Origin of the sequence: Streptomyces mangrovi, assembly GCF_900114215.1 — a bacterium.
Taxonomy (GTDB): domain Bacteria; phylum Actinomycetota; class Actinomycetes; order Streptomycetales; family Streptomycetaceae; genus Streptomyces; species Streptomyces barkulensis.
Genome location: NZ_FOSG01000017.1, coordinates 1 through 20,939 on the forward strand (window position 1 = coordinate 1; position 20,939 = coordinate 20,939).

Sequence of the window (20,939 nt, forward strand, 5' to 3'; positions counted from 1 at the left end):
GTCGAGGTCAGCAGTGAATGTAGATGCTCCGCCAGCCGACGGGCGCGGGGCTCGACGCGTCGCCCCGGAAGGTGTAGTGCGGGCTTCCTTGACAGTTGCGGGTGTTGAACATGCTCGCGTCCTGACCCGTGTGGTCGAACCGGTAGGACCCGCGGTGGTTGAGGCTGAGGTTGCTGCAGCCGCACCTGGTGACCTCCGAGCTGGTGCCGGTGTAGTGCGCACCGGACCAGCCCCGGAAACTGCTCGCGAAGGCCGCTCCTGTGCTCATCACCAGGACGGCGGCCGTCATGGCCGCGGTAACGGTGGTACGTACGGTGTGCTGGTTGCGCATGAGTCCTCCTCCGAGAAGAATGAACACTCTCCGAATCGATTCCACTACAGAGGGTGGCATTCCGTAAGAGCGGGCGGAAGCACGGTCGGTGCGCGCACGGGCCCGCGCACTCCCGCTGTTCCGGCCCTCGGCACGCGCCGGGCACACGGCCGTACCACCTGTTCGAGGACCCTGATGACCCGTTCGGCGGTTTCTCCTGATACTCCAGCAGGATTTCGCTGTCTGACCTGCGGGTTTAGCCGGGCACCCGGAGTGCTGGGCCCCGGCGCCGGGAGAACGCGCCTGCTTCCGGCAGGCCACGATCGTTTTCTCATCCGTACGCGACCCGCACTGGACGGGCCGGGGTCTTGCCCGGTCGGCGGTCGACGCCGGCGGCACGCCCGACTTCGGACCGGTCGACTCCCTGACCAAGGACGGCGACAGCTGCACCATCCTGGGAGACCGGGGCAGGATCACTCGGCCGGTCGGTCACCTCACCCTGCTGCCCCGGCCCGCTCCCCGCCGCCGCGGTCGGGGACACGAGCCGTGGGCGGCGGGAGCGTCACCGCAGGGGCCGGACCTCCGTGCGGAGGTCGGCGGCGGGCACCCTGAGGGTCCCTCCGGGGAAGCGGAAGGCGTAGGTCAGGGCATCCAGGGCGCCGTCCACGACCTCCAGCAGGGTGTCGTGGCCGTCGCAGGCCCCGGTGAGGATGTCCATCTCCTGTGTCATGACGCCGCCGGGCAGGCGGTCGCCCGGGCGGGAGAAGGCGCGGTAGCCGTCCACGCCTGTCCTGCGGCGCACCTCCTCGGCCCCCTGCACCCCGGCGAGTTCGCAGGGGACGGTCGGGGCGAGGTTGTGGTACTGAAAGTAGACCCGGTCCGCACACAGCGGATCCAGCCCGACCGGTTTGCCCAGCGCCAGCAGGCCGCCGACGCGCACCAGGTCGATGCCCGCCGCACGGCGGGCCAGTTCGTTGACGTGGCCGCCGAGGCGGCCGTTGACCTCGATGACACGCGGTCCCCGTGCGGTCAGCTTGATCTCGGTGTGGGTCAGGCCGGTGGTGACGCCCAGGGCCCGCAGCGCGCGGGTGGTCAGCCGCAGTACCTCCTCGTGCTCGTCGTCCGGCAGTGCGGCGGGCCAGAACTGGCCTACCTCACGGAAGGGCGGGACCAGGCGGAACTTGCCGGTCACCGCGAGGTGGGTGACGCCGTCCGGGCCGACGGCGCTCTCCACCGAGACGTAGTCGCCGAGGCCGAAGGGCTGCCCGGGGCGTCCGGTGAGCAGTTCCTCGACCACGAACCCGGGGCCTTCGGAGGCGGCGCGTCCGTCCATCAGCCGGGAGAGCACCGCGCGGGCCTCGTCCTCGTCGGCGACGGTGTAGGTGTCCCGGCTGCCCTCGCCGCGGACGGGTTTGACGATGGCGGGGTAGCCGACCTCCGCGATCGCCTCCGGCCAGTCGCCGGGCCCGGTCAGCGGACGGCTGCGCACGTCGTCCGCCCCGGCCTCGCGCAGCGTGGCGCGCTGGCGGGCCTTGTCCGTCAGCAGCAGGGCGGTGGCCGCCTCGTGGAACGGCAGCCCGGTCGCTTCGGCGAGCCGGGCCGTGGTGCGCAGCATGGGCTCGCTGTAGGTGGTGATCGCGTCCGGTTCCAGGGCGCGCACCGCCGCCGCGTCGGCGTCCGGGTCGCCGGTCAGGCGCACCACGTCGCCGAGCCGGGCGAGCACCTGGCCGAGCCGGGCGGTGTGGTCGGAGGCGGCCACCAGGAAGGTGACCCGGCCCAGCCCGGCCAGGCCGCGTCCGATCTCCGCGGCCGAGACGGCGCCCTTGTCGTAGACGACCGCCAGGCCGCCGCTCGTGGTGGTCATCGGCCCTCCGCCAGATCCGCCGTGTCGTCCGCCTCTCGGTCGGGATCCTCGGCGGCGGCGCGCAGGGCCGCGCGGTACAGACCGGCCAGCCGGCGTATCTCCTCCTCCCCGGCCAGGGCGGGGGCGTAGGAGTAGGTGACGCCTGTGCCCGCCTCGGGCGCCTCGATCGCGAAGTCCACCACCACGGGGAAGCTGTTCTTGTCGTACGCCCACCAGGTGCCCGGCCGTATCTCGCGCAGCTCGTCGAGCCGCCGGTAGACGTGGAAGTGCGTGAAGTTGAACGCCACGTCGAAGGGCGGGCGGCCGATGAGCTGCTCGATGCGGCCCAGGGGATAGCGGCGGTGGGGCAGTGCGCGCTGCTCGGACAGCAGCGCGTGGCGCGCCAGGTCCGCCCAGCTCCCGGTCAGGCCGGGGAACCGCATGGGCACGGTGTTGAGGAAGAGTCCGACCATGAGGTCCGAGCCGATGATTTCGGGACGGCCGTTGACCACCACGCCCGTCACCACGTCGCGCTCCCGGTCCGCCCAGCGGCCGAGCGACCAGGCGTGTGCGGCCAGCACCAGGCTGCGCAGCGGTACGCCTGCCTGCCGGGCCGCGCGGCGCAGTCGGGCCAGCAGGTCGGTGTCGATGTCGAACGCCGCGTGGGCCGACTGGTCGGGCGCGGCGTCGAAACGGCCCCGGTCGAAGCGCAGCGGGGGTACGTCGGCCTCCTCGCGCCAGAACCGCTCGGCCTCGGCGGAGTCGAGTGCGGCACGCTCCAGTTCGGCGAAGATCCGCGCCCCGCTCCCGGGCACCGGGGGGAGAGCGGGCTCGGTGCCGCTCAGCGCGGCGTCGTACAGCACCATCAGGTCCACGAGCAGTTGGGCATAGCTCCAGCCGTCGACGAAGGCGTGGTGCAGTGCCAGCATGACGTGGAACGACTTCGGACGGGCCACCACGTGGCAGCGGAAGGCGGGGGCACGGCCGGTGTCCGGCGGCTCGGCGAGCCTGCGCCGCTTCCAGTCCTCCATCAGGCCGACGGTCTTGGCGTCGTCGCCGGGGTCCTGGGTGGCGACGGTGTCGACGGTCAGCGAAAGCCCGGGGTCGGACCACACGAGCTGGAGCGGTTCGCCGAAGGTGCCCAGGTCGAAGGAGCTGCGCAGCACGGTGTGACGGCGGCAGAGCGCGGCCAGCGCGTCGCGGAAGAGAGCGTCGTCGAAGCGGCCGCTCACCTCCACGCCGACGAGGTCCTGGTAGAGCGTGGAGTCGGCGGACAGCTGCGAGACGTACAGCAGTCCGATCTGAAGGGCGGTGGCGGGCACGGCGTCGTCCAGGCCGTCCGGCAGCGCCTCGCGGTCCGCCTCGGTGACCAGGCCGAACGGCCCGGCGGCGGCCGGGGAGTGCCCCGGTGCTGCGGCTCCCTCCGCCTCCTCGGCGTCGGCCGGGTCGCGACCGGCGAGTTCGGCGGCCAGTTCGGCGGCCGTCGGGTGGAACAGGATGTCCTGGAGGGTCATCGGAAGGCCGCGGGCCTGGGCGTCGGCGACGACCCGCAGGGCGACGAGTGAGTCGCCGCCCATCGCGTAGAAGTCATCGTCCGGCCGGATCTCCTGACCGGCCAGGTGAGTGGCGAGGATCTCCAGCAGTTCGCCGGTCAGTCGGCGCTCGGTCCACGCCATGGCGTTCTCCCTCATCGGACTCTCCTGTGACTGCGGCGGCTCGGGCTTCGGTGGGGGGTGCCCCTGTGGGCGGTGCGGCGGTCCGCCGCACCGGCGCGGCGCGTGAGGACGACCGGACCCGGACCGGCAACCGGGTGATGCCGGCGATGAAGTTGGACGCCAGATGGACCGGTTCCCCGGCGGGCTCGAACTCCTCGACCCGCTCGACCGCCTCCGCGAAGAAGGCGTTGAGGGTCAGCCGTGCCACGGCCGCCCCGAGGCAGTAGTGCGGCCCGAACCCGAAGGCGATGTGCCGGTTGTCGCTTCGGGTGACATCGAAGCGGTAGGGGCGGGTGAAGACCCGCTCGTCCCGGTTGGCCGAGCCCACCCAGGCGGCCACGGCCTCGCCGGCGCGGACCGTGCCGCCGCTCAGCTCGACGTCGGTCACGGCATGTCGCAGGAAGCTGCCGGCGGCCGAGGTCCAGCGCAGCCCCTCCTCCACCAGTCCGGGTACCAGGGAGGGGTCCGCACGGACCAGCCGGTACTGGCCGGGGTTCTCCATCAGCGCCATGACGGTGCCGCTGACGGTGTGCGGGGTGGTGGCGTTGGCGCCCAGCAGCAGGCTGTAGCAGTTGAGGATCACCTCCTCGCGGCTGAGCGGCGCGTCGCCCGCGGGGACCTCCATCAGGTACCGGACGAGATCGGGCCCCTCGGCGCGGAAGCCGTTCTCCCGAACGCGGACCTGCTCGGAGAAGTAGGTGAACAACTCGTGGTGGGCGATGGCCAGCGTCGCTTTGGCGCTGTGCACGCGGAAGGCGGGGTCCTGGGGTGCGGCGGCCATGCCGGTCCACTTCAGCAACCGGGGCCCGTCGCCGGGCGGAAGGCCCATCAGTGCCCCGGCCACGGCCATGGGCAGTTCGGCCGCGCAGGCCGCCAGGTCCCACACCTCGCCGTCGGCGGGCGGACGGAACACCGCGCGTGCCGCCTCGCGGACCAGTTCCCGGGAGGCGTCCAGGCCCTTGCCGGTCAGCATCCTGTTCAGCGGTCGGCGCAGCTCGCCATGGCGCGGCGGGTCGGTGGCCACCAGCATCTTGCCCGCGGCGGCCTCGCCCTGTCCGAGCTGCTGGAGCAGACTGCCGCGTTCCGAGGTGAACTCCCGGTGACTGCCCAGCACCCGGCACACGTCCGCGTGGCGGGTCACCGACACGAACTCCCGTCCGTCGGGAAGTTCCTGCCGGTGCAGCGGCGCGTGGGCGCGCATGGCCGCCCACGCGGGGTGTGGGTCCCCGGTGGCGTAGGACTCGGGATCGAAGAGGTCGAACGCGGCCGGGTCGACCGGTTCGGGCCCCGGGACGGAGATCCTCACCCGTCCTCCCGTTCGGCGCTCCGGCGCTCCAGCAGCCGGGCCAGTCCAGCGGGTGTGGGGTCGATGTAGAACGCCAGCGGGGTGATCTCCACGCCGTATCCGCGGCCCAGTTCGGTGATGATCGACACCGCGAGCAGGGAGTCGCCGCCGACCTCGAAGAAATCGTCGTCGGCGCCGATCCCGGCAATGCCCAGGTGGTCGGTCCACAGGGCCACCACGGCCCTTTCCGTCTCCGTCTGCGGTGTCCGGTGGGGGTCGTTGAGCTCGGGCCGCTCGTACGGGGTCCATTCGCGGGCCAGGGCGGTCCGGTCGACCTTGCCGTTGGCGTTCAGCGGGAGTTCGGGTACGCAGCGGATGAAGGCGGGCACCGCGTAGGAGGGCAGCGACACGGCGAGCCGGCGCCGGAGCCGGAGGGTGGACAGGTCGTCGCCCACCACGTGGGCGACCAACTGCCTGCCCCCGGAGGGGAGGGAGCGTGGTACCACGGCGGCCCGCGCCACCCCTTCCAGGGCGGTCAGCGCGGCCTCCACCTCCCCCGGCTCGACGCGGAAGCCGCGGATCTTGACCTGGTCGTCGGCGCGTCCGACGAATTCCAGCGTCCCGTCGGGCCGTCGGCGCACCAGGTCGCCGGTGCGGTACATCCGTTCGCCGGGCGTGCCGGATAACGGGTCGGGCAGGAATCGTCCGGCCGTCAGCCCAGGGCTGCCGAGGTAGCCGTGGGCGAGGCCGTCCCCTGCGGCGTACAGCTCGCCCGTCTCCCCGTCCGGTACCGGTTCCAGCCGCTCGTCCAGCACGTACGCGCGGGTGTGGCGGATCGGCCGGCCGATGGGAACCGCCGCGCCCTCCTCCGGCGGTTCGGTGACGGGGTGGCAGCAGGTGAAGGTGGTGTTCTCGGTGGGCCCGTAGCCGTTGACGACGGTGGTGGCGGGCAGGGTGGCGACCGCGCGCCGCACGTGTGCCGGGGAGAGGACGTCGCCGCCCGCGAGCAGGTAGCGCAGCCCCCGCAGGCCGGCCAGAACGTCCGGGCCGAGGTCCATCACCCGTTGGAACAGGCCTGCGGTGAGCCACAGGATGGTCACGCCCTCCCGGTGCACCAGCGCGGCCAGTTCGGTCGGCGTGAGATCGTGCGGCGGGGCGAAAACCAGCCGACCGCCGTTCAGGAGCGGCCCCCAAAGTTCCAGAGTGGAGGCGTCGAAGGCGATCGGCGCGAGCTGGAGGAACACGTCGTCGGGGCCGATGGTGACGTAGTCCGGGCCGAGGACCAGGCGCAGCACCGCCCGGTGCGGCACGCACACGCCCTTGGGGTGGCCGGTGGAGCCGGAGGTGTAGGCGATGTAGACCGGGTGCCCGGCCCCGGCGGGGACGGTGACCGGGTCCGGCGCGTGCCCTGCGGCGGCGGACCGGTCCGGCTCGCGGTCCGGGGCGATCACGGTGCGCCCCTCCAGCCCCGCGGCGTCCGGTTCCCCGAGGGTGAGTACCACCCGGACCGCGGCGTCGTCCAGCAGCAGCCGGTGGCGCTCAGCGGGCTGTCGGTGGTCGAGCGCCAGGTAGGCGGCGCCTGCCTTGAGGATGCCCAGCAGGGCCACCGCGGTCTCCGCCGCGCGGTGGGCCAGGAGCCCGACCGTGTCACCGGGCCCGGTCCCGGCGGCCCGTAGGTGCCGGGCCAACCGGTTGGCCCGGGCGTCGAGTTGGGCGTACGTGAGCGTGCCGTCGGGGCCGGACACGGCGACCCGGTCCGGATGGGCGCGCGCCCGGCGCGTGACGACGTGCGCGATGGTTCCGGGCTCCGCGGGTGCCCCGGCGGCCGTGGGGCCGGGCGCCGGTTCCGCGACGGTCTCAGACATGGTCGCTTCCCCCCTTCGCTGGTGCCGTGACGCGCTCCAGCAGGGACATCAGGTCGGCGGGGGCCGACAGGAACTCGTAGTGGCCGCCGCCGAGCACCGCGAACTCGACATCGTCGGAGTACGCGCTCCACCCGTCGAGCCGTCCGGGCGGGACCTCGGGGTCGTCGGACCAGCGCAGTACCGTGATGCCGGACGGCAGGGGTGTCGGGCCGTCGGTGGTGTACAGCGCGGTCGCGTCCAGGTCCTGGTGCAGGACGTCGAGCGTCAGCTTCATCAGCAGGGGGTGCGGGGTGCCGCCGCGGGCGATCACCTGCTGCGACAGTTCGTCGGTCAGTTCCTCGTCGCTCAGTCCCAGGAACCGGTCGTGCGGGCACTCGTGCGGCGGGACCTGTGCTGACACCACCAGCCGGTCCGGGGTCGGCAGGCCGCGGGCGGCCAGCTGCCGCGCGGTCTCGAAGGCGGGCAGCACCCCCGCGCAGTGCCCGAAGAAGACGAACGGCCGGTCCAGGTGAGGCAGGAGGGGCTCGATGAGGTTCTCGGCCAGCCGTCCGAAGGTGCCGAAGTGCCGTTCTCTGATGCGGTTCTCGCGGGCGGGAAGCTGGATCGGGCAGGTCTCGGCTCGGCCGATGCGCCGTGGCCAGCGGGAGAACATGGACGCGCCCACGCCGGAGTAGGGGAAGCAGAAGATCCGGGCTTCGGCGTCGGCGTCCGGTCTGCGCAGCAGCCAGCGCGCCGGGCGTGGAGGGCCCACGCCGTCGTCCGCCGCCGGTGCGGTGGGCACTGCGGGCGCGGCTGATTCCGCCGCCGGCACCGTCCGGGACGTGCCGGTCATGAGCGCTGACGCAGGCTCAGCGGGCGGATGTCGGTCCACACCCGCGCGATGTGCGCCAGGCACTCGTCCTTGGGTCCCCGGTGGCCCGCGTCCCGCCAGCCCGCCGGGTTCTCCCGGTCTTCCGGCCAGATCGAGTACTGCTCCTCGTGGTTGACGACCACCTTGTAGATACGGTCGTCCGCGTCGTCATGCGCCATGAGTCGTCTCCTCCTTGGTGTGGTTCGTCGCGTGGTCGGGGGTCTCCGTCGCGGTCAGCGCGTCGGGTACCTCCTGTTCCAGCCGGATCACCCGCGGGCGCGCGATGGTCACGGCGACGGCGGCGAGCAGCAGCAGGCCCGCGCCGAGGAACACCAGGGCGATGTCCGCGCCGGTGCCGGTGATCCGGCCGACCGTCGTCTCCAGGGCACCGCCCGACGAGACCAGCGGGCGGGCCACCAACTCCACCAGCGGGCCGGCCAGTCCGTACGCGACGGGGTCGGTGGACCAGGCGATGGCACGGCGCACCGCGAAGACGCGGCCCTGCATCTCACGCGGTGTCTTCAGCTGCCACAGGGTGGCCGTGACCACGTTGATCACGGAGTAGCCGCCCAGGACGCCGAACAGTGCCACGGCGATCACCCAGGGTGAGGGGTGGACACCGCAGGCCAGCACCAGCAGGCCGTTGACCGAGGTGATCGCCAGGATGGCGGCCACCCGCCGGGTGGGCGCGCGGCGCAGGCTGAGGTAGAAACCGACGAGCAGCATGCCCGCCCAGCCGACGGCCTCCACGGTGCCGAGCTGCGCCGGGGTGCCGATGCTGAGCACCAGTGGCGGGACCAGCACCACGACGAGTTCGACGGCCAGGTTGGTCACCGCGAAGAACACCAGAAGGCCGAGCAGTCCGCGCCGGGCTCGGATGAACCGCCAGCCGTCGGCGACGTCCCGGCGTACCGACCGTCGGGGCCCGGGCCCGTCCTCCGCCGCCCCCGTCCCGTCCTCCTCCACAGCGTGGGCCCTCCCCGGCGCGCCCGTGCCGTCGGCTGCCCTCCACCGTCCGGCCACGATCAGCGTGCCGACGGCTACGCAGAAGGTCAGCACGTCGAGCGCGACCAGTCCGGAGAGCCCTGTCACCGTGTACAGGGCGCCGCCGAGCGCCGCGCCGACCAGTCGTCCCATGCCGTCGGCGAGACCGATCCGGCCGTTGGCCCGGCTCAGTTCGCTGGTCGGCGCGATCTCCGGCACCAGGGCGGACAGCGCGGGCCACTGGAAGGCGGTGCACACCGAGGACACCGCCACCAGCACGTAGACGTGCCACATCACCAGCACGCCGGCGTGGTGCGCCAGGCCGACCGCGGCCGGGACGACGACGGCCACGGCGTCACTGAGCAGCATCGTCCGGCGGCGGTCCCAGCGGTCGACCAGCGCTCCGGCCGCGGGCAGTGCCAGCACCCCGGGCAGGGAACCGGCCAGCACCACGGTGCTGAAGTAGGTGACCGACCCGGTGGTCTCGAAGACCCAGACCCCTAGGCCGAAGACGGTGACGGCGGAACCGATCAGGGAGACGAGCTGGCCGAACCAGATCAGGTTGAAGACGCGCACCTCACCGGCCTCCCTCTGACGTCCGGTCCTCCCCGCCCTCCCAGGGCCGGGCCCCGGGATTCTCCAGGGCCGCGGCCAGGACCTCGCGCAGCCCGTCCGGCCAGCCGCGCACCGTGTCGCGGTCGAACAGCTCGGTGCTGTACTCGATCCAGCCGGAGATCCCCTCCCCGGTCTCGTGGCAGCGCACCTGGAAGTCGTATCGGCAGGTGTCCCGGTCCACGGCGACGTCCTCGGCGGTCAGCCCGTGCGGCCACACCGCGCCCGAGGGGTAGTTCTGCACCGCGAACATCGTCCGGCAGGGTGCGACCCGCTCCGTGAGTACCTCGTAGGGCAGGTCCTGGTACTCCCAGGCGGTCAGGCACTCCGCGCGCACGGCACGCACCAGTGCGCGGAAGTCGGCCGGGACTCGCAGGTCGGCGGCGACCGGAACGATGTCGGCGAACGGTCCGACGACATCCTCGGCGACCGGGTCCGGCCGGTTGCTCACCGGCACCGCGACCGCGAAGCGCGGCGCGCCGGTGAGCCGGTGCAGCCAGCTCTGGTAGGCGGCGAACAGCACCATGAAGGTGCTGGCGCCCTCGGCCCGGGCCAGCTGCCGCACGGCGCGCGCGGTGCCCGGGCCGAGGTCGAAGGGGACCGTGGCACCGTCCATGGCGGGCTCCGCCGGGCGCGGGCGGTCGGTCGGCGCCTCCGGCGCCTCGGGCAGACCTTCCAGTCGGGCCGCCCGCTGCGCCAGGCGGCGCGCGGTGCCCGGCTCCTCCAGCCTGGCCAGCAGCCGGGCGGCGTACGGCTCGAAGCCGGGGACGTCGGGCAGGTCCAGCGGCTCACCGGAGACCAGGTGACGGTAGTAGGCGGCCAGGTCCCGCTCGATCAGGGAGACCGACCAGCCGTCGGAGACGATGTGGTGGACCGCGAAGGCCAGGACGTGGTCGCCCGGGGAGCGGCGCACCAGGGTGGCGCGCGTCAGCGGCCCCCCGCGCAGGTCGAACGGTGCGCGCAGCACCGCCGCGGCGATCCGGGCGCCGGCGTCGCCGGGGTCGTCCTCCCCGCTGACATCGCGGTGTTCCAGCGGGAACGGCCGCACCGGGTCACGCAGGCACCGCACCACGCCGTCGGCGTCGCCGGGGAAGCGGGTGCGCAGCGCCGGGTGGCGGGCGTGGACCGCGTCGAGGGCGCGCAGCAGCGCGGTGGTGTCCAGCGGACCGGTCAGACGCAGGGTGAAGCCGAGGTTGTAGGCCGCGGTGCCCGGGTGTCGGGCGCACCGCCTCCAGGTGTCGTCCTGTTGCGGGATCGGCCGGTTCGTTCCCGGTACGTCCGTCACCGGGCCGTCCACCGCGACCCCACGTGCCGACGAGCGCCGTTCGTCGATGCGGGCGGCCAGCGCCGCCACGTCGGGCGCGTCGAAGACCGTGCGCAGGGGCAGGTCGACGCCGAGGGTCCGGCGGATCCGGGCGGCCAGCCGGGCCGCCAGCAGCGAGTGGCCGCCCCGGCCGAAGAAGTCGTCGTCGCGGCCGAAGGGGCTTCCGTCGTCCAGCAGTTCGGCGAACAGCGCGGCCACGGCCGACTCGGTCGGGGTGCGCGGCGGCGAGACCGCCGGCCGTCCCACCGCGTCCGCCGCGTCCGCCGCGCTCCCCTCCGTGGCGCCCGGTTCGGGCAGCGCCCGCCGGTCGAGTTTGTTGTTGGGGGTGCGCGGCAGCTCGGGCAGGGCCGTGAGCCAGGACGGCACCAGGTGGGCGGGGAGGGTGTCGCGCAACGCGCGCCGCAGCCTCGGCAGGTCCAGCCCGGCGGGGGCCAGCCAGGCCGCGAGCCGTCCTCGGTGGGCGAGGACGGCGGCGTCCGCCACCCCGGGCAGGGCCCGCAGGGCCGACTCCACCTCGGCGGGCTCCACGCGGTTGCCGCGGATCTTGAGCTGGCCGTCGAGCCGCCCGAGGAACTCCAGTTCGCCGTCGGCCCGCCACCGGGCCAGATCCCCGGTGCGGTACGCGCGGGCGCCCGGTACGTCCCCGAAGGGGTCGGGCACGAACCGCTCGGCCGTCAGGTCCGGCCTGTCCAGGTAACCGTGGGTCAGGCCCGTGCCGCTGATCCACACCTCGCCGGGGACGCCCACCGGGACGAGTTCGCCGTCGGCGTCCACCAGGGCGATCCGGCAGCCGGGAACGGGCCGGCCCGCCGGCACCGGACCGGTACCGGCCGGCCCGTCCGGCGCGGCGGGTGGTACCCGGTGGCGGGTGGAGGTCATGGTGCACTCGGTGGGCCCGTACTGGTTCACCACCTGGGTGTCCGGGGCGAACGCCCGGCGCGCCCGGGCGGCGTCGTCGTGGTCGAGCGTCTCCCCGCTGAGCAGCACCAGGCGGACGCCGGGTGCCGGACCGGGGCGGTCCTCCAGCTCGGCGAGCACCGCGCGGAGCATGGTCGGCACCACACTGAGCAGGCAGGTGACGTCCTCGACGGCGATCAGTCCGGCGATCGCCCCGGGGTCGGTGGCCTGGTCGTCGGAAGGCAGCACCACCCGGGCCCCGGCGGTCAGCGGGCCGAAGAGATCGCGGACGGAGGCGTCGAAGGACACCGGGGCCAGCTGCAGCACCGTGTCCGCCGTGCCCACGCCGTACGCGCGGACCATGTGGTCCAGGTGGGCGACGGCGCCCGCGTGGTGGGCGAGCACCCCCTTGGGGCGGCCGGTGGAGCCGGAGGTGTAGAAGACGAAGGCGGTGTCGGCGGGCGTGGTCCCGGTGTCGGGCGGCGCGGCGGGCCGGCCGGCGATCAGCGCCCGAGTGGCCGGGTCGGCCAGGTCCACCCGCACGCCGTCGAAGCTGCCGAACGCGTCCGGCGCTCCCCCGTCACCGTCCGGTGTCCCGCCGGTGACCAGTCGGCGCGCTCGGCTGTCGGCCAGCAGCAGGTCCAGGCGGGCCGCCGGGTAGGTGAGGTCCAGGGGCACCGCGGTGGCGCCGCTCTTGAGCACCGCCAGCAGGGCCACCGCCAGTCCGGCCGAGCGCGGCAGCGCCACGGCCACCACGTCGCCCCGGCCTGTTCCCAGGGCGCGCAGGTGGTGCGCCAGCCGATTGGCGCGCTCCTCCACCTGCCGGTAGGTCAGCGTCCCGTCCGGCCCGTCCAGGGCGGTGGCGTCGGGAGTGCGGGCGGCCCGCAGGGCGATCAGGTCGTGCAGGCACGCCGCCGACGGCGCGGAGGGGGCGCCTGCGGCCAACAGCGACTCGCGTTCGGCCGGGGTGAGCATCGCGAGCCGGTGGACCGGGGTGTCGGGGTTCCGTACGGCGGCAGCCAGCAGCGTCCGGAAGTGGCGCGCCATGCGGGCGATCCGGTCGTGCTCGTGGAGGTCGGTCCGGTAGAGGAACCAGCCTCGGACGCCGTCGCGGCCCTCCTCCAGGGTGAGGTTCAGCTCCGCCTTGGCGTGTGCCGCCGAGGGCGGGAGTTCGGTCAGTCCCACGTGCGGGCCGAGGGTCGCCGTGCCTTCCTCCCGCCTTTCCAGGGTGATGGTGTGGCGGCCCAGCGCCTCGGCGTCCAGTCCGAGTTCGTCCACCATCCGGTCGAACGGCAGCCGCCGGTGGGCGAAGGCGCCCAGGAGGGTCTCGCGGACCTCTCGGCACAGCTCGCGGAAGGCGGTCACGCGCGGGACGCGTACCCGCAGTGGCAGGGTGTTGAGGAACATGCCTACGACGTCGGCCAGTTCGGGCCGCGGCCGGTCGATCACCGGGGTGGTCAGGACGATGTCGTCCTGGCCGGTGTACCGCCGCAGCAGCGCGGCGTAGGCGGCGGTCAGCACCATGAACGGCGTGCAGCCCGTTTTGGCGGCCAGGTCTGCGAGCCCGTCGCTCACCGCCCGCGGCAGGGTGAAGGCGTGGACGGCTCCCGCCGTCGAGGGGGCGGCCGAGCGCGGGTGGTCGGCGGGCAGGTCCAGGGCGGGGGCGCCGTCGAGCCGGTCGCGCCAGTAGGCCAGGTCCCGTCCCAGCGCCCCGCCGGACACCAGCGCGCGCTGCCAGCGCGCGAAGTCCCGGTAGCGGACCGGGGGCGGGGCGGGCAGCGGGACGTCCGGTCCGTCGAGCAGGGCCCGGTAGATCCGGTCCAGGTCGCGCACCAGCAACCGGACCGACCGGGCGTCCACGGCGATGTGGTGCGCGGTGAGGGCCAGGACGTGGTCGTCCTCGGCCAGGCGGACGAGCGTGGCGGCGAGCAGCGGGCCGGTCCGCAGGTCGAAGCGGTGGCCGGCCGCGCGGCGCAGCTCGTCGCGGAGTGCCGCCTCGCGCTCAGCCGCCGCCAGCCCGCTCAGGTCCCGGCCGCGCAGTTCCACCGGTTCCGGCGCGGCGACCTCGGGGACGGGTGTGCCGTCCCGGTCGTGGTAGCGGGTGCGGAGCGCCTCGTGGCGCTCCATCAGGAGGTCCAGGGCGCGGGCGAGGATGTCGGCGTCGAGCGGGCCGCGCAGCCGGTACGCCTCGGGGACGGTGTAGGAGGGGTCGCCGGGGGCGAGTTGTTCGACCAGCCACAGGCGGGCCTCGGCGAAGGAGGGTTCGGGCACCGGGTCGTCGGTGACCAGGACCGGCGGCAGGGCGGCCCCGGCCGTATCGCCCCCGGTCATGCCGTCGCTCCCGGTGTTCGACCCGGCTACCCGCGTGCCGAGTTCGGCGACGGTGGGCGCGTCGAACACCAGGCGCAGCGGTATCTCGATGCCCAGTTCCTCCCCCAGTTCGGCCACCATCCGGGCGGCCAGCAGGGAGTGGCCTCCGAGGGCGAAGAAGTCGTCGTGCCGTCCGACGCCGGGCACGCCGAGCAGCTCGGCCCAGCGGGCGGCCAGGGCGGTCTCCACCGGCCCGGCGGGCGGCTCGTACGCGCCGCGCCGGTGGCTGTCGGAGTCCGGCGCCGGCAACCGGCGACGGTCGACCTTGCCGTTGGCCGACAGCGGGAAGGCGTCCAGGACGACGAAGGCCGAGGGCACCATGGGTTCCGGCAGCCGGAGGCGCAGCCAGGCGCGCAGTGCGCCCGGGTCGGGCGGGGACACGGGGTCGGCGGGGGTGAGATGGGCGACCAGCCGGGTGCCCGCCTCACCGGCACGGTCCGCGGTCACCACGACTTGGTCGGTCGCCGGGTGTTCGGCCAGAGTCGCCTCGATCTCGCCGGGTTCGATCCGGATACCGCGGACCTTGACCTGGTGGTCGACACGGCCGAGGAACTCCAGAGTGCCGTCCGGGCGCCACCGCGCCAGGTCCCCGGTGCGGTAGAGCCTGCCACCAGGCAGACCGAGGGGATCGGGCACGAACCGCTCCGCCGTCAGATCCGACCTGCCCAGGTAGCCGCGTGCGATCTGCACGCCGCCCAGGTGGAGTTCGCCGGGCACGCCGACCGGCTGCGGCTCGCCGTGCCGGTCCAGCACGTGGCAGGTGGTGTTGGCGACGGGTCTGCCGATGGGGACGGCGTGCCCGTCCTCGTCCGGCGCGCACCGCTGGGCGGTGACGTCCACCGCGGCCTCGGTGGGTCCGTAGAGGTTGTGCAGTTCGGGCCGCCCCTGCGGTCCGCCGCCGAAGCGGGCGAAGAACGCGGCGCGCAGGTCGGCGGGGAGCGTCTCACCACTGCACAGCACCCGCCGCAGACCGGTGCAGTGGGCCGAGAGGGGGTCGCGCAGGAACTCGCGCAGCATCGACGGCACGAAGTGGACCGTGGTGACCTCGGCGGACAGGATCAGCTCGCGCAGGTGGGCGGGGTCACGGTGGCGGCCGGGCTCGGCGACGGCCAGGCAGGCCCCGGCGAGCAGGGGCCAGAAGAACTCCCAGACCGAGACGTCGAAGGTGGCGACGGTCTTCTGGAGCACCACGTCGTCGGGGGTCAGGCCGTACTCCTGCTGGGCCCACAGCAGCCGGTTGCGGATCGCGCGGTGGCTGACCATCACGCCCTTCGGGGCGCCGGTGGAACCCGAGGTGTGGATGACGTAGGCGAGGTGGTCGGGGTGCGGGCGGACGCCGGGCGGGGTGTCGGGCCGGGCGGCGACGCGGGCGGCCTCGGCGTCTTCGTCCAGGACGACCGTCCGGGCGGGGGTGCCGGCCAGGGCGGGGGCCAGCGCGCCGGTGGTGACGGCCAGTTCGACGTCGGCGCCGGTGATGACGGCGGCCAGCCGGTGCGGTGGGTGCTCCGGATCGAGCGGCAGGTAGGGGGCGCCCGACTTGAGCACGGCGAGGAGGGTGATCACCAGTTCGGCGGATCGCTCCAGCAGGACGGCGACCGGGTGGTCCGGTCGGGCGCCCGCCGCGATCAGGTGGTGGGCCAGCCGGTTGGCGCGCCGGTGCAGCTCGGCGTGGTCGAGGCGCTGGTCGCGGTGGACCAGCGCGAGCGCACGGGGGGAGCGGACCGCCCGCTCCTCGATGAGCGCCACCAGGTCGCCGGGGCCGGGGTACCCGGTGGGCCGGCCCTGCCAGCCGGTGGTGAGCCTTTCGCGTTCGGTGTCGGTGAGCAGCGGCAGTCGGTCCACCGGGCGGCCGGGGTCCTTCACCGCGGCGGTGAGCAGCCGCAGGTAGTGCCCGGCCGTTCGGGTGACGGTGGCCTCGTCGAAGAGGTCGCGGCCGTACTCGAACTCCAGCGTCACCTCGCCGCCCTGCTCGTCCACGTCCAGGAGCAGGTCGAAGCGGCTGGTTCCCAGGTCCTGGCAGGGCAGTTCGGTCATCGTCGCCGCGCCCAGCCGGACCGGCTCGCGCGGTGTGTTGTTCCAGTTGAACATCACCTGGAACACCGGAGGCGTGCTGGGATCGCGGTCTGGGGCGAGCGCCTCGACGACCTGCTCGAAGGGAACGTCCTGGTGGGCGAGCGCCTCCAGGGTCCGCTCCCTGACGTGGTCGACCAGGCCGCCGAAGGAGCGCCGTCCGACATCCTCGGCACGGATCACCACGGTGTTGGTGAAGACCCCGACAAGTGGCTCCACTTCGGGCAGGAGGCGGCCCGCGACGGGCACCCCGACCAGGATGTCGTCCTGTCCGGCGTAACGGGCCAGCAGTGCGTGGAAGGCCGCGAGCAGCACCATGAACGGGGTGGCCGAGCGCTCCTGGGCCAGGGCGCGCACCGCCTCGGCCAGACCGGGGTCCAGCGACGTGCGGACGCAGCCGCCCGCCCCGGTGGGCTCGGCAGGACGGGGGCGGTCGGCGGGCAGATCCAGGCGCGCGGGGGCACCGTCGAGCCGGTCGCGCCAGTGCTCCAGACTCGCGCGGTGGCCGCCGGCGTCGGCATGGCGGCGTTGCCACACGGCGTAGTCCCCGTACTGGACGGGGAGTTCGGGCACCGGATCGCCGTGGTAGAGGGCGCTCAGTTCCCGCTGCGTCACGCCGACGGACCAGCCGTCGAAGGCGATGTGGTGGAAGGTCAGCAGCAGATGATGCTCGCCGCCGGAGCCGCGGCCGTCACCACCGCTGATGAGCAGACCGCGCCAGACGGGACCGCGCCGCAGGTCGAAGGGGCGGTGCAGCTCGGCGACGATCCGGTCGTTGACCTCCCGCGGGGTGATCTCGGGCCGATGCTCGCGCTCCAGTCGGAAGGAGACCGGGCGCACCTCCTGGATCTCCTCGGTGCCCTCGCGCCGGTAGACCGTGCGCAGCACCTCGTGGCGCCGCTCCAGTTCGCGCAGTGCCTCCTCCAGCGCGTCGGCGTCCAGTGGGCCGTCCACGCGCAGCGGCAGCGGCACGTGGTAGTTGGTCGCGGCGGGATGGAGCTCGTCCAGGAACAGCATGCGCCGCTGGGCGAACGAGGCCGTCCTCCGGCCCCGCACCGGTTCGACGGTGCGGGTGCGGGTGCGGGCCGCGCCGCTGCGCGCGGCCTCGCGCAGTCTGCTCTCCAGGGCCGCCCGACGGCTCCCGGGCCGCGGGGGGCCGGACGGGTCGACGTGTCCCATGACGCCACTCCCCTCCCCTTCGGTGCCGGACGCGCTCACCTGACGCCGCCGGCGAGTCGCCGTCCGGGGTCTTCCGGCTCCTCGCGCGGACCGTCGGTGTCGCCCGTTCCGTCCGCCTCGTCGAGGTCGTCCAGCCGTTCAGCGAGGGCCTGCTCCACCACCAGGGCGAAGTCCGCCAGCCGGGGGTGGTCCATCAGCCGCGGCAGCGGGACGTCGATGTCCAGCAGCACCCGAAGCCGGGCGATCATCCGGGTGGCCACCAGGGACTGCCCGCCGAGGGCGAAGAAGTCGTCCTCGGCACCGACACGTTCGACGTCGAGCACGTCCGCCCAGATCGCGGCGACCGCCTCCTCCGCCGCGGTCCGCGGCGGCACATGGGCGCGTCCGCCCGACCCGGGGGCGGGCGGGGCCGGAAGCGCGCCGCGGTCCAGTTTGCCGTTGGCGGTGACCGGCAACTCCTCCAGCACCAGCACGTCGGAGGGCACCATGAACGCGGCCGACCGCTCGGCGAGGTGGGCGCGCAGTTCCGTGGGGTCGGCCGTCCGCCCCGGCACGGGGACGACATAGGCGACGAGCCGCTGGCCGCCGTGGGTGGTGTGCACGGCCGCGGCGGCGCTGGCCACCTCGGGGCGGGCCGCCAACTGGGCCTCTATTTCACCCAGTTCGATCCGGAAGCCTCGGACCTTGACCTGGCCGTCCCGGCGTCCCAGGAACTCGATGGTGCCGTCGGGCCAGTACCGCGCCCGGTCCCCGGTGACGTACAGACGGGCGCCGGGCCGGTCTGAGAAGGGGTCGGGCACGAACTTGACGGCGGTGAGTCCCGGGTCGCCGTGGTAGCCGAGGGCGAGGCACTCGCCGCCGATGTGGAGGTCGCCGGGCACGCCGACGGGCACCGGCCGCAGGTCCTCGTCCAGGACGTGGTAACGGGCGTTCTGGATCGGCCGTCCGTAGGGGATGCTGGGCCCGGCCGGATCGACCCGGCCGACGCGGTGGTGGTTGGACCAGATCGCGGCCTCGGTGGCGCCGCCGAGCGCCACCACCTCGGCACCGGGGAACGCGGCACGGCAGGTGTCCGGCAGGGTGAGGGGGATCCAGTCGCCGCTGAGGAAGACCAGGCGCAGTGCGGAGACGGGCGGGGCCGGACGCAGCAGGTAGAGCGGTTCGAGCTGCTGGAGGGCGGCGGGCGCCGAGTCCCAGAAGGTGATCGGCTCGGTGTCCAGGACGGTCAGCAGGCGGCGGGGGTCGTGCCGTTCGTCGTCGGTGGCGACGCGGACGGAGCCGCCCGCGGCAAGCATGCCGAACACGTCGTAGACCGACAGGTCGAAGCCCAGCGCGGTGACGAACAGGACGCGGTCGGCCGATCCGACGGCGAAGGTGGTGTTGACCCAGCGGATCAGGTTGACCACCGGCGCGTGGCTGAGGGTCACGGCCTTCGGGGCACCGGTCGAGCCGGAGGTGAAGATGACGTAGGCGAGGTCGTCGGGCCGGACGCGAACGGGAGCGAGATCCGGGGCCGGTTCCAGCGCCGAGCGCACGGCCGGGCCGGAGCCCTCGGCGGGCGTCTCCTCCCTCGTACCGGGGCCGAGCCATAAAAGGGTTTTCAGCGCGGGCAGTTCGGCGTGCAGGGAGCGCAGTTCCGGTACACAGGCCGGGCTGGTGACCACTGTGGTGCAGTCGACCGCGGCCAAGAGGTGCCGGACGCGGTCTCGGGGCAGTGAGCGGTCGACGGGCAGGTAGGCCGCTCCGGACTTGAGGATACCGAGCAGGGCGACCACGGTGTGCACCGTGCGGTCCATGTGGATGCCGACGAACTGACCGGGACCGGCTCCGGCCGCAACGAGATTGCGGGCCACGGTGTCGGCGGCACGGTCGAGTTCGGCGTACGTCAGCCGGTCGTCGCCCTGGAGGACGGCCACCGCGTCAGGAGTGCGGGCCGCCTGACGCTCTACGAGCTCGTGTACGCAGGCCGGGTCGTCGTCGGGGACGCGGGTGTCGTTCCAGTCGTGGACGATGCGCCGCAGTTCGGACTCGGACAGGACGGTGAGGCGGCCGACGGGGGTCTCGGGCGGCGTCCGGGCGAGCACGTCGAGCAGGTGGCACAGGTGGCCCGCGATCCGGTCGGCCGCGCCGTCGTCGATCTCGTCGCGGTTGTGGTCGAGAACCACGGTCAGCACCTCGCCGGTGGTGATCCGCACTCGCAGGGGGCAGCGCCGGTCCGGTCCGTCCTGCGGCTGCTCCCCACCGGGAGTGCTCGCCCCGCCCACGGCCGCCTCGACCCGCCCGCGCTCCTCGGTGATCTCCAGCAGAGTGCCGAACGACGGCCTTCGGTCCGGGTCCGGGGAGGCGTCCCGCAGCTCCGACCACGGGGCGTGCGGGTACCGTCGCCCGGCGACCGTATCCAGCAGCTCGCCGAGCGGGGTTCCGCGGCCGACGCTCAGGCGCACGGCCACGGGGTCGTGCGGGCGGTCCTCCCCCGCGAGCCCGAAGACCACCTCGCGGACACCGCAGTACTCGGTCAGCAGCAGGGTCCAGGCGGTGACCAGCAAGGGGGACAGACCGACCCCGGCTCGCCGGGCGACCGCCCGCAGCGCGGCGGTCCGGTCGGCGCCGACCCCGGCCGTGGTATGGCGGCGGTCGGTGCGCCCGGTGCCGGCCCGCTGCACACCGAGCGGCGTTGCCGCGAAGTCCCCACCGGGCGTCTCCTGCCTCCCGGACAGGCGAACGTGTGCTTCACGCATGTTGCTCTCCCCCCGTCATGTCCCGAACGGTTCTCCGAACGACTCGCGCGGTCGGCGTCACAGAGTCGGTGCCGGTTCCGGCCGTGTCCCGTCGCCGACGGCCCGTCTCAGGTCGGCGGCGACCGAGCGCAGCGGATCGACGATCGCGTCCGGCCCCCGGCGCCGTGCCAGTTCTCCGGTCAGCAGGTGGAACTCGGTACACCCCGTGATCACCGCGGGGCATCCGGTGGCATCCAGCCACCGCTCGACCGTGTCCGTCATGCCGGGCTGTTTTCCGGCGCGTTTCATCAGGTAGATCAGATGGTGCACCGATTCCTGGAGTTCCGCGTCGGGCCACACGACGCGGTCCGCCACCTCCGGCCATTCCGGGGAGTTCTCGAATATCCGGCCGAGCCGTGTCCCGTGGGTGCACAGCATGAGCAGGGGGCCGTTCGTGGAACGCAGTTCCTCGATGACGACGTCGATCAGGGAAACGGTACGCGCGGTGACCGAGGGGTCCAGTTTCCGAAGGAAGTGGTGTACGGTGACGCAGGTCGGCACCACCTTGGTCGCACCGGCCTCCAGAAGTCCTCGGATTCTCTCGTTGAGCCGTTCCAGCACAGGCCGTTCGACACCGCTGCGAATGGCCTCGGTGCGGTCCGGAATACCGGGATCGGAGTCGACGATACAGCGCGGCAGATCCTGTTCGGAGGCCGTCATGTTCGTCTCGTAGACGGTACGCAGGAATTCGGCCGTGGCCAGTGGGCCCAGACCTCCGAGAATCCCCAGGACGGGCTCTCCCTCTCCCTCGCTGCCCGGTTCCCTCACCGTTGTGAGCTGCCCGGACATCGGAGGAACGGTTGCGTCAGGCGCGATCCCACCCGCCGGTAACCGTCGTGCGGACAACGGCGTGTTCTG

At 73.6% G+C, this 20,939-nt stretch carries 11 protein-coding genes; all 11 read right to left on the minus strand.

What is annotated here, in order from left to right:
* Positions 1-7 precede the first annotated feature (7 nt).
* Positions 8-331 (minus strand): MiAMP1 family antimicrobial peptide, encoded by a 324-nt coding sequence (locus BM237_RS29375; RefSeq protein WP_175541083.1) that lies wholly within the window; start codon positions 329-331, stop codon positions 8-10.
* Positions 332-872: 541 nt separating this feature from the next.
* Positions 873-2,174 carry an ATP-grasp domain-containing protein gene (locus BM237_RS21150; protein WP_093851309.1) on the minus strand — a complete coding sequence of 434 codons (1,302 nt, stop codon included), beginning with the start codon at positions 2,172-2,174 and terminating at the stop codon, positions 873-875.
* The gene (locus BM237_RS21155) at positions 2,171-3,844 is read right to left on the minus strand and encodes a condensation domain-containing protein (protein ID WP_093851310.1); all 1,674 of its coding nucleotides are present in this window, start codon (positions 3,842-3,844) and stop codon (positions 2,171-2,173) included. Before BM237_RS21155 ends, BM237_RS21150 begins: the two co-directional genes overlap by 4 nt.
* A complete protein-coding gene (locus BM237_RS21160; protein WP_093851311.1) occupies positions 3,741-5,174 on the minus strand; it encodes a cytochrome P450 in 1,434 nt (477 codons plus the stop codon). The genes BM237_RS21155 and BM237_RS21160 overlap by 104 nt, the downstream gene beginning before the upstream one ends.
* Positions 5,171-7,018 carry a non-ribosomal peptide synthetase gene (locus BM237_RS21165; RefSeq protein ID WP_093851312.1) on the minus strand — a complete coding sequence of 616 codons (1,848 nt, stop codon included), beginning with the start codon at positions 7,016-7,018 and terminating at the stop codon, positions 5,171-5,173. The genes BM237_RS21160 and BM237_RS21165 overlap by 4 nt, the downstream gene beginning before the upstream one ends.
* Entirely contained in the window at positions 7,011-7,769 is a 759-nt protein-coding gene (locus BM237_RS21170; RefSeq protein ID WP_245793886.1) for a thioesterase II family protein, read from the minus strand. The genes BM237_RS21165 and BM237_RS21170 overlap by 8 nt, the downstream gene beginning before the upstream one ends.
* A 77-nt stretch (positions 7,770-7,846) precedes the next feature.
* Entirely contained in the window at positions 7,847-8,047 is a 201-nt protein-coding gene (locus BM237_RS21175; RefSeq protein WP_093851314.1) for an MbtH family protein, read from the minus strand.
* On the minus strand, positions 8,037-9,428 hold the full coding sequence (locus BM237_RS21180; protein WP_175541084.1) for an MFS transporter: 1,392 nt from the start codon (positions 9,426-9,428) through the stop codon (positions 8,037-8,039). The genes BM237_RS21175 and BM237_RS21180 overlap by 11 nt, the downstream gene beginning before the upstream one ends.
* Before the next feature lies 1 nt (position 9,429).
* Positions 9,430-17,304, minus strand: coding sequence for a non-ribosomal peptide synthetase (locus tag BM237_RS21185; RefSeq protein WP_093851316.1), 7,875 nt, complete (start codon positions 17,302-17,304; stop codon positions 9,430-9,432).
* 35 nt (positions 17,305-17,339) lie between these two features.
* Positions 17,340-20,042, minus strand: a complete 2,703-nt coding sequence (locus BM237_RS21190) for a non-ribosomal peptide synthetase (protein WP_093851317.1) — start codon at positions 20,040-20,042, stop codon at positions 17,340-17,342.
* Positions 20,043-20,099: 57 nt separating this feature from the next.
* Positions 20,100-20,870, minus strand: coding sequence for an aspartate/glutamate racemase family protein (locus BM237_RS21195; protein ID WP_175541085.1), 771 nt, complete (start codon positions 20,868-20,870; stop codon positions 20,100-20,102).
* Between the last annotated feature and the right edge of the window lie 69 nt (positions 20,871-20,939).

Bases quoted from the DNA above. Each gene is read 5' to 3' on its own strand.
- BM237_RS29375 (WP_175541083.1), bottom strand. From the start codon at position 331: ATGCGCAACCAGCACACCGTACGTACCACCGTTACCGCGGCCATGACG.
- BM237_RS21185 (WP_093851316.1), bottom strand. From the start codon at position 17,304: ATGGGACACGTCGACCCGTCCGGCCCCCCGCGGCCCGGGAGCCGTCGG.
- BM237_RS21150 (WP_093851309.1), bottom strand. From the start codon at position 2,174: ATGACCACCACGAGCGGCGGCCTGGCGGTCGTCTACGACAAGGGCGCC.
- BM237_RS21175 (WP_093851314.1), bottom strand. From the start codon at position 8,047: ATGGCGCATGACGACGCGGACGACCGTATCTACAAGGTGGTCGTCAAC.
- BM237_RS21165 (WP_093851312.1), bottom strand. From the start codon at position 7,018: ATGTCTGAGACCGTCGCGGAACCGGCGCCCGGCCCCACGGCCGCCGGG.
- BM237_RS21195 (WP_175541085.1), bottom strand. From the start codon at position 20,870: ATGTCCGGGCAGCTCACAACGGTGAGGGAACCGGGCAGCGAGGGAGAG.
- BM237_RS21190 (WP_093851317.1), bottom strand. From the start codon at position 20,042: ATGCGTGAAGCACACGTTCGCCTGTCCGGGAGGCAGGAGACGCCCGGT.
- BM237_RS21155 (WP_093851310.1), bottom strand. From the start codon at position 3,844: ATGAGGGAGAACGCCATGGCGTGGACCGAGCGCCGACTGACCGGCGAA.